At 46.5% G+C, this 15011-nt stretch carries 7 protein-coding genes; 1 reads left to right on the top strand and 6 read right to left on the bottom strand.

All coding sequences use genetic code 11. From position 1 onward, the window contains the following. Positions 1 to 99: 99 nt before the first annotated feature. Positions 100 to 9156, top strand: coding sequence for a cadherin domain-containing protein (locus ACOGW3_RS22035; RefSeq protein WP_419904915.1), 9057 nt, complete (start codon positions 100 to 102; stop codon positions 9154 to 9156). 261 nt (positions 9157 to 9417) lie between these two features. On the opposite strand, the gene ACOGW3_RS22030 is transcribed toward ACOGW3_RS22035, so the two are convergent. The 6 genes from ACOGW3_RS22030 to ACOGW3_RS22005 form a co-directional block, all read right to left on the bottom strand. Then, on the bottom strand, positions 9418 to 9999 hold the full coding sequence (locus ACOGW3_RS22030) for a PAS domain-containing protein (RefSeq protein ID WP_419904914.1): 582 nt from the start codon (positions 9997 to 9999) through the stop codon (positions 9418 to 9420). Between the two features lie 158 nt (positions 10000 to 10157). Continuing rightward, the gene (locus ACOGW3_RS22025) at positions 10158 to 10775 is read right to left on the bottom strand and encodes a dimethylsulfonioproprionate lyase family protein (RefSeq protein WP_419904913.1); all 618 of its coding nucleotides are present in this window, start codon (positions 10773 to 10775) and stop codon (positions 10158 to 10160) included. A gap of 96 nt (positions 10776 to 10871) precedes the next feature. Beyond that, entirely contained in the window at positions 10872 to 12542 is a 1671-nt protein-coding gene (locus ACOGW3_RS22020; RefSeq protein ID WP_419904912.1) for an acyl-CoA synthetase, read from the bottom strand. Continuing rightward, entirely contained in the window at positions 12535 to 13347 is an 813-nt protein-coding gene (locus tag ACOGW3_RS22015) for an enoyl-CoA hydratase (protein WP_419904911.1), read from the bottom strand. Before ACOGW3_RS22015 ends, ACOGW3_RS22020 begins: the two co-directional genes overlap by 8 nt. 19 nt (positions 13348 to 13366) lie before the next feature. Then, the gene (locus ACOGW3_RS22010) at positions 13367 to 13816 is read right to left on the bottom strand and encodes an OsmC family protein (protein WP_419904910.1); all 450 of its coding nucleotides are present in this window, start codon (positions 13814 to 13816) and stop codon (positions 13367 to 13369) included. Between the two features lie 29 nt (positions 13817 to 13845). Next, the gene (locus ACOGW3_RS22005; protein ID WP_419904909.1) at positions 13846 to 14991 is read right to left on the bottom strand and encodes a glycine cleavage T C-terminal barrel domain-containing protein; all 1146 of its coding nucleotides are present in this window, start codon (positions 14989 to 14991) and stop codon (positions 13846 to 13848) included. Between the last annotated feature and the right edge of the window lie 20 nt (positions 14992 to 15011).

Raw genomic sequence — 15011 nt, 5'->3', positions numbered from 1 at the left:
CCGGAATTACTTCCGACAGAGTTTCTCTCGAATGGTTTCAGAACCGCTGTTGTAGATACGATCATTTTGAGTTTTAAGATGCCATTGGAGGGCATTGTGATGGGCAGATTTAGAGGCAATAAACATGGTTTTCCGTTCTCAAATATATGTCAAAATGAGGATAATGTCAGAGTCTTTTTTGTAGGCTGGCATCGCCTGTTTATTGGCTTAAGGGGCCAAAACCACTTTAGATACAATGAATCAGAACCTGATAGCGGGCGAGACTGGATTGTGGGTTATAGGCCGGGTCGTGAAGGTGATATTCTTGATATTACTCCCTTGCTGGCGTCCGAGGCCAATATTGATAATCTCGACCAATATATTTCTCTAAAAAGATCCCGCGGGGGCACTCTTCTCCAGATTGACCGGGATGGAAATGGGAGTATTGATAAAGAAATTTTGCTTATCGGTACTCGGATTAAAAATTTCGACGATTTAAAAGAGCTTGTTGAAAATGGTAATCTCGTCATTTCCGATGAGTTCACCTGGTCTGCGGCAAACGGTCGAGATGGTAATTACGACGGTGGTGATGGCGACGACACCGTCACTGTTGATATGTCCGGTACGGCATACTCTGGTGTCTCCATTACGCCTGATGATGATGGCAATATTATTATTCGATTTACGGGTGGTCCCAAACTAACTCTGGATGGCGTTGAAGACATCGTCATTGAGGGCACAGATGGTGATGATAACATTATAATATCAGGGGATTTTAGCGGAACGGATTTGGCGACGAGTACCATCGTTGTACACGGTAATAGTGGTGATGATACAATTAACGCTGCCAGCTATACCTCAGGTCACAATTTAGTTGCTTATGGGGGTGATGGTGATGATGTCATTACTGGTGGGGCTGGTAACGACACATTATATGGCCAGGGTGACCATGACTTTTTAAATGGAGGTGATGGTGACGATTTTTTGCAAGGAGGTGATGGTGACGATTTTATCTCTGGAGGTGATGGTCGGGATACCGTTGATTTTTCTTATCTAGATCCTTCCCAAAAATTAAAGATCGATCTGCTGACCGGATACGCTGAAGTTTATGACGCTTCGGGCTGGGTGGAAACTGACTCTCTTTATGGCATAGAGATCGCTATCGGTAGTGCTGGTGATGATAACATGTCAGCGCATCATTCTGGCAGTGAACTTCATGGTGAAGACGGCGACGACCGATTGTATGGTCATCAGAGCGATGACCAGCTATATGGGGGTAAGGATGATGATTACTTGCGTGGATTTGCTGGTAATGACCACCTTTATGGCGATGATGGTAATGATCACTTTCGCGGAGATTCTGGTAATGACCGTATTTATGGCGGGAGTGGCTACGATACGGCGGATTATAGCTATTTAGCTGCAGGTCAATTTATTGACTTTTCATTGGCTGCTGTACGTGTTCGCGATGAAAATGGTCAAACAATTGAAACGGATACCTTGATCGATATAGAAGAAATAATTGGCAGTGATGGCAATGACGTTATGCAAGGAAGGTATACCTCAGTAACTCTTTATGGTGGTAACGGGTTAGATATTATAACCGGAAGTAATAGGAGTGACTATCTTTACGGTGAAGAGGGGGATGATACGCTAGATGGAGCCAGTGGTAACGATTACCTTTTTGGCGGATTGAATGATGACATAATTATCGGTGGTCTGGGGAACGATCAGCTGTTCGGTGGTAACGGACAGGACACTGTTGATTTCCGGTATTTAACGGGCACAGATTATGCTGTTGTAAACCTATATACCAACCGCACGGATGTTTACGATGTCAATCATGTATCAAAATCTGATTCCGATATTTTGTCCGGTATTGAAAATGCCACCGGTGGTGCTGGTGATGATCGGTTAATCGGAACCTATCAAAACAATGTTCTGAGCGGTGCTGGGGGCAATGATCACCTGATTGGTGGTTGGGGATATGATGAGCTTTATGGTGGCTCTGGATTTGATACCGTTGATTACAGCTGGTTGACAGACGATTTCAAAATTAGCCTACAGCTTCATGATGGAAATGGTTCAGCTAGTTTATATTCTTCTTCTGGTGGTCCACTTATTGAGTTTGACCATTTATATGGCATCGAAAATGTAATTGGTAGCGATGGTGATGATTACATTGTTGGGGATGATAATCATAATATTATTGAGGGACGTGGCGGTGATAATTATCTACGAGGGGGGGGCGGTAGTGACACCCTAATCGGTAGTGAAGGTTCTGATGTGCTTCGGGGTGGGCGAGGTAATGACACCCTAGTTGGTGGATATGATTGGGATAGTTTATATGGTGGTTCTGGGGTTGATACAGTTGATTACAGCTATCTCGGAAATGGAGAGTATGTTGTCCTCGACCTTCAAGATGGTAAATCCAATGCCTTTAGTACATCGCATAATTCAATCAATGATTACGATCGATTATACGACATTGAAAATGTCATCGGTGGTGCTGGCAATGATACTTTAATCGGGAACGATGAACGAAATATCCTAAGAGGCGCCGATGGCGATGATCACCTTGAAGGTCTTGGAGGAAGAGATACCCTCTGGGGAGGTGATGGCAGTAACACCCTTATCGGTGGGTATGGTAGTGATCGTATCATAGGTGGTATTGGTGTTGATACCGTCGATTACAGTTATTTAGTTAATAATGAACATGTAATCGTTGACCTAGGAGAGCTTGAATCTCATGCCTATGGTAGTTCTAATGTAAGCGATGATGTTGACAGTTTTTTTAGTATTGAAAACGTTTCGGGTAGTTCTGGTAATGATACTTTAATCGGGAATTATTTCGCTAATGTCTTGAATGGTGCAGGAGGCAACGATCGTATTCGAGGTGGCAGAGGAAGTGACAGTCTTCACGGCGGAGAAGGAGACGATACATTATATTTCGATGCTCTGGATGATATAATCGATGGTGGGGCAGGTACTGACACACTGATTATTTCGGGAGAGGGGAACGATTTAACTCTCGCAGATTTTGTAGAAAATAATACGACGGGAATGCCGGGATTACTTTCCGGTATAGAAAAGATATCCCTGACAGAAAATAACCCCTTAGCAACGGGCAACAGCATTTATGTTGGGGTGCAGGATGTTCTGAACCTGTCTGATACATTCAATACGCTTACTATAGTAGGTGCTTCTGTTGATACTATTTATCTTTCACTTGAATATTCTTTTATTGGCCAAGTCGTATTGGAGGGGCAAAACTTCAATCAATATGTAGCGGGGGAAGCCACTGTTAATATCAATATAGAAGCTTCTCAATTTATTGACGCGCCACCTGTTGTAACTGGTTTTGAGCAGGCAATAGATGAAAATATTAGAGTAACTACATATTTGGGCACAGTTGATGCCATAGATGAGATCGGCACAATCGTTTCCTATGAGATAACAAGCGGCAATAATAGCGATTTTTCTATCAGTGATACAGGTGAACTGTTTGCGATCGGGCGTCTTAATCATGAAGCGAATGAGCAACATACCTTAACCGTCACGGTTACTGATAACAGGGGTCTTAGCGCAGATACGCTGGTTACGATTAATGTCAGTGATGTCAATGAAAGGCCTACGGTTCGTTTCTTTGGTCGGCAAGCAGATATACCTGAAGGTCAGGAATCCGTTCTTGTTTGGGAAACCTGGTGGACCGATCCTGATGAGGGGGACACTCAATTTTTCGAGATTGTTTCAGGAAATGACGATGGCAAGTTCACCATTGATCCCCAAACCGGCGCAATCTGGACAACCGGTCCTCTGGACTACGAAACGAAAACTGACGGTTATACACTAGAGATCCAGTTAACTGATTCTGGTGGTTTATCCTCTTCATCGTTCTTCAAGGTGAATGTAATTGATGGGGCTGATGGTCCAACGGTTGCCGGATTTGAAAAAACGATAGATGAAAATACTTCGGGTGTATCTTCGCTGGGTACTGTCATTGCCCGTGATGATGGGACAATTGTGTCCTATGAGATTACCGATGGAAATAATGGACAGTTTTCTATCAATAATTCTGGCGAAGTGTTTGTAACAGGCGGCCTCGACAAAGAAACGCTGGATCAGCATATACTTACTGTTACCGTCACAGATAACGATGGTTTAATAACCGATGCCTCTGTCATCATAAATGTTGGTGATGTTAATGAAGCACCAACTGTTAGCTTGCAGAATACAATTTCTAATATAGCAGAGGATCAGGATACCTCTAGTGCCTTTAAAGTTGCCGATATTATTATCTCCGATGATGTTCTGGGGACCAATAACCTCAGCTTATCAGGCACGGATACAGCCTTATTCGAGATTGTCGGCAGTGAATTGTATCTGAAGGCTGGGACTTCCCTTGATTACGAAACCAATCCTACTTTTGATGTAACGATTGAGGTCGATGATGCTGCTATAGCTGGAAATCCGGACAGTAGTGTGAATTTTTCTCTCACCATTACCGATGTAAATGAAGTACCAACTGTTAGCCTTCAAAATTTAACCACTGATATATTAGAAGATAGTGATACTACGAACGCGATCAAAGTTGCGGATATTGTTGTTACGGATGATGCCTTGGGTACTAATATCCTTGGTTTGACAGGAGCAGATGCTGGTTCTTTCGAAATTATTGGTAATGAATTATTTCTGAAAGCAGGTGCCAACCTGGATTTCGAAACCAATTCGTCAATGGATGTGACAGTCACCGTTGATGATATTGCTATAGCAGGAAATCCGGACAGTAGTTTGAACTATTCACTCTCCATAACCGATGTTAATGAAGCGCCATCAGTTAGTCTTCAAAATGTTACAACTGAAATGTCGGAAGCGACCAACACCGGGACCGCTATTAAAGTTGCTGATATCGTCATTGCAGACGATGCGCTTGGGACAAATAATTTGAGCTTGTCTGGCGCAGATGCAGGATTGTTCTTGATCTTTGGTAGTGCAATTTATCTCAAACGAGACAGTGTACTTGATTTTGATACCAACCCCTCTCTTGATGTTACGCTCGAAGTAGATGATGGCTCAATTGTTGGAAGTCCTGACGATACTGCGAATTTATCTATAACTGTGCTCGAAGAAAACCAATCTCCGCATCTGGCCGTACAAGGGTGGCTCAATACGCTTGCAGAAGATACCAATACAAGCGCGGCGATAAAAGTCGCAACAGTGTATATTAATGATGATGATTTGGGCACCAATGTTTTAAACCTTTCCGGTGCTGACGCAGGCCTGTTTGAAATTATCGGTAACGATATTTTCTTAATAGCTGGTGCCCTGCTTGATTTTGAAACCAATCCTACTTTGGATTTAAGGATTGAGGTCGATGATGCATCCATTCCCGGTGATCCTGATAGCAGTGTAAATTTCCCGATCACAATTACAGATGTTAATGAAGGTCCCTCAAACCTGACGGCCTATGATAGTGTTTATTCTTACCACACGGATAGCCATTCGATTGCCAGTGGAATGGGCCTTATTAATCCGTTTGATGGAACAGATTTATTACCGAGTGTTCTGGTTGAGGGGGGCGCAACGAATTATTCCGCGAGTAACGCGGTGAATGGCACGGCTAGTTTTACAGATCCTGCGCAGCCTGTTTTCGGCTTCATCCCAACTGACATCGCCGCCTTTGAGGGGAGTAACAATACAGGGTCGTTCTCTTTTAGCGCGGATGATGGTGGCGCGCCGGTATCAGGTACGGTGGAAATAAAGTCATACACATCGCTCCTCCCTACCTTAATCGGTGGCGATGGGAATGATGTGCTGATTGGAGGCATAGGAACAAACTACCTCTATGGTGGCCTAGGAAATGATATTCTGTCTGGCAGCTCCGGTACCAATACGCTTTATGGTAATGCGGGTGATGACTTTATTATCGGAGGCATCGGTACAGACAGAATTCATGGACAAGAAGGCGATGACATCATCCACGGCGGTGCTTTTTACGATCAGATTTTCTACAATCTGGATAAGGATTATGGTGAAGACCGGATAGATGGTGGTGATGATAATGATACCCTTTACATGTATGGGGTAAGCACAACTCAGGAATTTATAAATATTACCGCAGGCACGGATAATACCACTCTGATCCAAGATGCCTTGTCTGTGCCTGCTGACTGGTCAACCGCCAGAACACAAACGGTTAGTAATGTCGAAACACTTTCCTTTATTGATCAGCTACCGGGGACTGACGGGATAAATATGACTATCGCCGGTGATTTGGCCAGTGTGTCGCAAATCAGTGTTTCAACAAATGGTGATGGTGTTTTGAATGTCGATGGCAGTGGTATTAGTAGCAATACCAAATTAAATATTGTTGGTGATGCTGGTGATGATATTGCCCACGGCGGTGCAGGTGGTGATTGGTTTTATGCACAAGAAGGCGGGACAGATGTCTTTAACGGCAATGCCGGTGATGACCTTGTCCGATTTGACAGTAATGAGGGAATATCTTCTGTAACAGCTGACGGTGGAGCTGATAAAGATCATGTTCAATTGCATTTGAGCGGCAATCGGGCCGATGTTGTGAGTGTCACAGCAAGCGCTGGGACAGATTTTACCATGGACATCAATGGTACAACTTCCACTTTTGACAATTTCGAAAACCTTTATGTCTATGAATACGATACTGATCCCGGTCAGGGATTAAACATAACCTTGTCAGGGGATTTTAGTTTTGCGTTTAGTGGGGCTGAGACGCCGCAAATTCATAGCTTTGGCGGCCCGCTTAATATTGATGCGTCTGATGTAACATCTTTAACTGGGATTAGGATGGGTGGTGGTATTCATGTTGATGAGCTTACGGGGGGAGCCGGGTCAGACATTATCGATGGCAAGGGCGGTAATGATACAATAGAAGGTGGTCGTGGATCAGACAATATGACAGGTGGAACAGGAAATGACACCTTCGTCTTCACGGCTGATGTATTTGCACAGACGTCTCTATTTGCGATCCAAAAAGACGACATTATGGATTACACTGCAGGTGATATTATCGACCTGACTGACGTCTATGATTACATCGAAAACACCCTTTTCGGCACTGTGGATAGCGTTGAAAATTTTGTTGATGTTGGGGCTGCCGACGGTATTTTACGAGTAACATATACCAATGTTGATGGAACGACTATCGTCGATCTTGCTGATTTGATCGGCTATACAGGGGACCTGAATATTGTAGGTGCGACAAGTGCTCTGTCGGCTTATGACAGTGTTTATTACTATCACACCGATAGCCATTCGTTAGCACCAGGCATGACGTTGATTAATCCGTTAGATGGAACAGATCTATTCCCGTCTGTGTTGGTTGATGGTGGAGCAACGAACTATGTTGCCACCGGGGCGGTTAATGGTACGGGTAGTTTCGGTGATGCAACTCAACCCGTTTATAGCTTCAGTCCAACAGACCTAGCCACGTTCGAGGCCGCTGATAGTACGGGATCCTTCACCTATGACGCGGATGATTGTGGCACGCCAGTGTCGGGTACGGTTGAGATCAAATCATTTACTTCGTCAACGGGCAAAACCTGGAATGGTGGCGCAGGTCATGATGTTTTAATCGGTGGTGCAGGTGGGGATAATATCTCTGGAGGTGCCGGTGATGACATTATATTTGGCGGCGGCGGTTTTGACCGGTTGTATGGTGAAGACGGGGATGATTTTATTTATGCTGGCGATGGTAACAGTTGGCAAATTTTTGGTGGCGCGGGAAATGATACCCTTGTTGGCGGTACCGGCAATAATGGCTTCTTTTATAATTTATATGAAGAAAGTGGTGAAGATATAGTCTATGGCGATGCGGGTAATGATTCTGTTTGGCTTAGAGGCAACCCTGAAGTCGAAGAATTTGTCCATATTAGCGCAGGCTTGGACAGTACCTTGCTTGTGCGTGATTCCGCTACAGCTACCAACTGGACAGTAGATGATTTGGAAGCCGCCAGAACCCAGACCTTGTCGAGTGTGGAAAGTATTTACTTTGAGGAATACTATACTGCGGAAAACCCTGCGGGTAATGCTGGTTACAACATTACGGCCACGGGTAATTTAACTGGTATTGGATACATCAGAGTTAGTAACAACACTAACGGTGCCATAACATTTGATGGCAGTGGTATCACCAGTGCCACGACTAATACACAGGTAAATGACTCTATTGGAAATGATACCTACCATGGCGGTGCCGGAAAAGACTGGTTCATTGTTCAAGATGGTGGTGAAGAAATATTCCAGGGCAATGGAGGGGATGATACCGTTTCCAATTGGGGTGGGGTATCGAAAATAACCGCCGATGGTGGCGTTGGTATTGATAGAATGAGCCATAACACTCTGTCATCTGAACTTGATACCGTGGAAATTACGGGTGATGGCATCGATACCTACACAATTGATGACGGAAATGGGAATATTTCCAGTTACACCGATTTTGAATTTCTTACCATGACAGACTCATCAACGGATGAATTAAATGGACTAAACGTTACCATTGTCGGGGACTTCACCGGAACACTCGATACCGTGAACCAAAATACAATGACCTTTTCCAGCGGGGGCATCTTGAATCTGGATGCAAGTGGTGTCACTTCTTCCAGCACATTTATCGCAGGTAATGGCAGTTCTTTTGGTGATATTCTACGCGGTGGTGCGGGGCAGGATTACCTTCGTGGTTATGGTGGTGATGACACCATTGAAGGTGGCCTTGGGAACGATCATCTCGTCGGTGGTGAGGGCAGTGACACGGTTAATGGCGGCGAAGGTAATGACCTGATTGAAGCCGGAGGCCAATGGGCAGACATTCTAACAGGTGGTGCTGGCGCAGATGAATTTGACTTGTGGTATGAAACCGATTTCTTTGGATCATCAGCAGGCGCTAACCCAGTAAACACGATCACTGATTATTCATTAACGGAAAATGACCTCTTGGATCTTGGTGGAGCCTTTTATGCTATTGAATCTCTTACCAACGGAACCGTGGATTCAATAGTGAATAACGCAGGTGATTTAACTGCCAATTACCACGATGATTCAGGAAGCTATTCGACAGTCATTGCCGACTTAGGAACCTATACTGGTATCGTAAGGTACCAAGATGATGACAATAATTACTTAGATAGTGGAGTAGCTTAACTAATAATTAAACTCGTAAGGAAAATTGTTTTTATGCTCTTAAATCTTATTGGCTGCATCTTTATAGTGCGGATGCCCAAATGCGTTCGCCTGGTCGTGTACATTGTTCCGTGTTTTATTCACATCACTTAGGGGGTACTTATGAGAACTCCCTAAGTGATGGAATTTTGGAGGAACATAATTTAGCGATGGTAATGTCCGCTCAGGGTTGGTTGCAGATATTTGAACTACTGTATTATCAGTGGAATTGCATTACCTGTTTCAGGCATATCCTGGGAGTGTTGGGATTAACACAACCATTAAACGTTGGACTTCTTCACCTATGCCGAGAGGCAGGATTAGCCTCTCCCATTTGGAAAGCTCTAGAGAATGGTGCGGCTGATGGATTGTATATAGGGGCTCTTTCCGGAGGAGTATTGCCCGGTAGTTAATCATAAAAAAGGGCCGTATTGGGGTCCAGATTTCTGATAATAGCTTCCCGGTAAGATCTTTCCCGATTTTGGGAACGATTTCAGATCCATATAATCGGTATCTAAAATCCGCCCCGTTTTCTATTACATCTAATAGCGCAATCCTTCCTAAAATGGATTTTAAGAGTATTGGATCAACATCTTGAGGGCTTGGGTAAGACCTGTTGTTACGTGCAGCATTCCACCAAGCCAGAGCTATTTTAAACTGAGGATTGGTTATATTCTCAAGTTGGGGGTTCCAACGTATGACAGGTTTAGGGCTGCCTAAATCCGCCATAATATTATCGGTTTCAGTGAAATCGTCTTCTGCAAAATTATTTGCAAAATCCCACAAATCCTCACTCATCAGATTTATTTCGTGCACATTTTCCATCGGCTGCCCCCTCTAGTAGGTGCGACTTGACTATATTTTGAATTTACAATCAACAACTATCGAGTGCAATGAGAGATAATGTTTTCTAAAATTCGATGTGCTTGTTAATGACATTCTCTAATTGGTGGTTTGTTAAGAGGGAACTCTCCGGTCTTTGCTCAAGTCAGTTTTGCTTCACTGCCGTCGCCGAGCCAGCAATAGAGGGCGAGGAGGGGCTGGTCTCCGGTTTTGGTTTCGTGGATCATCCAGGGGGCGTGGTGGATGGTGCTGCCAGCGGGGTGGGTGCACCAGTCTTCTTCGGCCCGACGCCACAAGGTTTGGTCGCCAGAAAGCACGTGATAGATTTCTTCTGCGGCATGGTTATGGGCGGGATAGTGCAGGCCAGGACCAAGCAAAAGCAGGCCACAGCGCACGCCTTCAGCCTCATAAAAGCCGGCCTTGTTTCCGACCAGCTCGATAAAGCCGTAGTTATCCATATACCCCGGCCCCATGAGGTCATCGTTGTAATTCGGGTTCTGCATCCAGTGGAAACCTGGTGCCGTGGCAGAGAGAGCGTCACGCAAACCTAGTTGATCGGGACGAACGAGGTTCTCTATCACGCGATCCCAATGCCGCGCCCCACCGAGCAAGCGTGGCTCTGGTGCCGTTAAAGTGGTTGCGCCTTCGAGACGGGCGATGACCTCTTTCAGCATAGGAGTGGCTGAACTCTCGTTTTCATTCAGCCGCGCGCGATAAAAGGATACGACCTCATCAAAGAGTTTCTTAGCTTCGCTCAACCTCATTCTCCTGCCAGTGGGTTTCACTTTCTCTGGGACCTACTGAATTGGAGAATTGAGGATAAGTCAAACTTTATAGGGTGTTATTTTCCGGTTTTACCCTTCTGTGAAAGCCAGATCCTGAACTTTTTCCCTGAGGACGAACTTTTGAATTTTCCCGGTAGAGGTTCGAGGGACTTCGGTGAAAACAAATTTGCGTGGCACTTTGTAAGAAGCCAGATGTTCTCTGCACCAGTGGTGAAGATCGTCCGCGGTTACATCCTGACCTTCAGCCAGCTCCACAAAGGCACAAGGAGTTTCCCCCCATTTGTCGTGAGGCATGGCGACGACGGCGGCAATGGTAACGGCGGGATGTCGATATAACGCGTCTTCAACTTCGATGGAGGAGATATTTTCCCCCCCAGAAATGATGATGTCTTTGGATCTATCTTTTAGTTGTACATAGCCGTCGGGATGCATCACACCAAGATCTCCGGAATGGAACCAGCCACCGGCAAAGGCTTCTTGCGTTGCTTTCGGGCTCTTGAAATAGCCTTTCATGACGACATTGCCCCGGAACATGACTTCGCCCATTGTTTCGCCGTCCCGTGGTACGGGAACCATAGTGTCTGGGTCTATAACCTCTAGCCCTTCCAAGGGCAGATATCGAACACCCTGCCGGGCTTTCAGTTCTGCTTGTTTGGCTTCGGGTAAGTCGGACCATTCCTGATGCCAGTCATTAACCACGGAAGGCCCATAAGTTTCGGTCAGGCCATAAAGATGAGTAATGCCGAAGCCCGCCGATTTCATATCAGCCAAGAGCTTTTGCGGGGGAGGTGCCGCGGCGGTGAAAAACTGAACCGTGTTCTTTAGGGGACGTTTAATTTCATCGTCGGCTGTGATCATCAGTGACATGACGATTGGCGCCCCACACAGATGAGTGACGTCATGGTCTGCCAAAGCATTCCAGATCATGTCTGCCCGGACATAGCGCAGGCAGACATGCGTTCCGTTGATGGCTGAAAGCGTCCAGGGAAAACACCATCCGTTGCAATGGAACATCGGTAACGTCCAGAGGTAAACAGCATGTTTTCCCATCGAAGTAGTGAGCGCGTTTCCCTGGGCCAACAGATATGCGCCGCGGTGGTGAGAGACCACGCCTTTGGGGTCTCCTGTTGTGCCTGATGTATAGTTGATGGAAATGGCGTCCCATTCGTCTAACGGCATCAACCAGTCGAACTCGGCATTACCTTGCGATAGGAATTCTTCGTAATCCAGAGCCTTAACCAGGGTAACGGGATCTGTCATGGTCGAGGCTAAAAATTCTGGGTCATCATATTGAATTAAAAGTGGTTCTACATCTGCCAGCAAAAGCGCCTCTTGCATGAGCGGCATAAACTCACGATCAACGATGACAACCTTTGTCTCTGCATGATCGAGCTGAAAGGCAATGACCGCGGCATCCAGCCGTGTGTTGATTGAATGCAGGACGGCCCCGCACATGGGCACGCCATAATGACATTCCAGCATCGCAGGAGTATTGGCAAGGAGGGCTGATACCGTATCGCCACGGGAAATTTCACGTTGTGTCAGAGCAGATGCCAACTGTCGAGAGCGCGCATAGAAATCGGCGTAACTGCGGCGTAAGTCACCGTGAATAATGGCGGTTTGCTCTGGGAATACGCTGGCGGCACGTTCTAGAAATGTCAGGGGAGTTAAAGGCTGATGGTTGGCGGGATTACGGTCGAGGTCCGTGTTGTACGGGTTGGATTTGAAAGCTTCATTCATCGTGCCACTCCGGTGCTCGTTTTTCGATAAAGGCGTTGATGCCTTCTTCTGCGTCGTGCGCCAGCATGTTTTCTACCATGATGTTCGAGGCATAATCGTAAGCCTGTGGTAAATCCATTTCACGTTGTTGATAAAAAGCCCGTTTCCCGGTCGCAAGCGTCATGCTGGATTTGGACGCAATCTTGAGCGCAAGCTCCCTTGTGGTTTCAGACAAGGTTTCCTGAGAAACAGCACGGTTGATCAAACCTATTTCAGAGGCGCGTTCCGCGGTGATCATGTCGCCGGTCAAAAGCATTTCCATGGCGTGTTTGTTCGAAACATTGCGCGACAGGGCAACCATCGGCGTGGAACAAAATAAGCCAATATGAACCCCGGGCGTGCTAAATTTCGCGGTATCTGCGGCTACCGCCAGATCACAACTTGCCACGAGCTGGCATCCTGCCGCCGTGGCGATGCCAGTGACTTCGGCAATAACGGGTTTGGGACAGGTGACGATGGCTTGCATAACGCTGGAGCACAAGGCCATCACATGGGTGAAATAGGCTTTGCCGCGATCTGATCCGGCACGGCCCGCGGTCATTTCCTTGAGGTCGTGTCCGGCACAAAAGGCGGGACCATTGGCTGCGAGAATGATAACCCGTACCGCGGCATCTGTGGAGGCCTTAGCAAAGGCGGTTTTTAATCGCTCCAGCATTTCTTCGGATAGGGCGTTGCGTTTGCTAGGGTTGTTTAGGGTGAGGCGAAGGACGCCGTTGTCATCCTGATCGCTCAGCAAAATATCCACATCGGTTTCGGCATTTGGCATGGTGGGCCCCCCTTGTCCTCTAAAGGATGTTGATCTCTACATAGTCTGCTAAGGTATTGGCAATGAAGCAATAGCGATGGGCGCGATTTTGCATTTTCTCTAATTCATCAGGCTCAACCGTAAAGCCGGTGTCAAAGCGAACAACGGGATGCAGATCGACCCGTGTCACCGACATTTGGCCTTTGGGGTTCTTTCCCAGATGTGCAACCGCATTGTCTTCAAAACTTGCAACCGCCCAACCTGCCTTGGCCGCGAGTGCCAGGAACGTCATCATGTGACAGCTGGACAAGGCAGCAGCTAAAGCTTGTTCCGGATTGGTGTTGCTGGCATCTCCGCCCCAGCTTGGGGCGGCATCCGCCTTTAGCTCATAGTCGTCATTGTAGCGGACGGTATGGGCGTTGGTGTATTTACCGGGAGACAATTCTGGCTCGGAACGCTGCCAGTGCAATTGGATCGAAAGTTCAGACATAATGTTGATCTCTATATTTATGGTAATAGTTACGCTGCGGCTGTGATCTTCTTTTTGGGATCAAAGAACGGTTTTTCAACAACAGTTGCAACAGTCAGGCCCGAAGGAGTTTGTACCTCGAACTTAGCCCCAATTTCTGCGTAATGAGCAGAGACCATGGCTAAAGCTATATTTTGTTTTAGGCGAGGAGAATAGACGGCAGATGTTACCTTGCCGACAGATACTCCGTCTTTACTCAGGGACCAAAACGTGGTGTTCGGCCCCTCTAGTGGAGCACATGCGATTTGTAAGCCAACCTGCTTGCGCGTTATAGGTCTGCTGCGGATTTGTTGCAGGGCAGCTTTACCAACAAAGTTGGCTTCCATATCCGGGTTTATCAACCGATCAAGACCGAGTTCATAAGGGTTGGTATTGATGTCCATATCAGCATGGTAGGATAACATCCCGCCCTCTATCCGACGGATGGAGGAAGTGTGTCCCGGCTTGAGGTCAAAAGGCGCCCCTGCGGCCATGATTTTTTCCCAAAGCTCATCGCCACGTGAGCTGTCCCGTAGATAGAGCTCATAGCCTAATTCGCTAGACCAGCCTGTCCGCGACACAATCAGCGGAATACCATCGAGATCAATTTCACGCAGCCAGTAATAGCGCAGATCCATAATGCTATCGCCAAACAGCGCCTTCATTACTTCGCCGGATTTTGGACCCTGTAATTGCAGCGGTGAGACATCAGGCTCTCTGATCGTTACATTCAGACCAGAATGAACGGCTAGCCCCTGTGCCCACAAAAGGACGTCGCTATCGGCAAGTGAAATCCAGAAATGGTTTTCACCAAGCCGAAGCAGGATTGGATCGTTTAAAATACCACCCTCGGCATTGGTAATCAGGATGTATTTGCATTGTCCAACAGCTAGGTTTGATAGATCGCGTGGGGTGAGCAATTGAGTGAACTCTGCTGCATCCGGGCCGGTTATTTCAACCTGGCGTTCAACCGCAACGTCACACAGGATCGCGCAATTTACCAAGTTCCAGAAATTTTGCTCCGGATCGCCAAAGTCGCGTGGAATATACATGTGGTTATAGACGGAAAATGCCTTTGCACCCCATCTAACCGTTGCATCAAAATAAGGAGACTTGCGGATCTGTGTTCCAAAACCAAAATCATCTGTGTTTGCCATGTTACTTGCCTTTTCTGGAA

It is taken from the genome of Kiloniella sp., assembly GCF_965205715.1.
Lineage (GTDB): Bacteria > Pseudomonadota > Alphaproteobacteria > Kiloniellales > Kiloniellaceae > Kiloniella.
The sequence above is the reverse complement of the archived record's forward strand: the minus strand, read 5'-3'. Positions and strand labels throughout refer to the sequence as shown.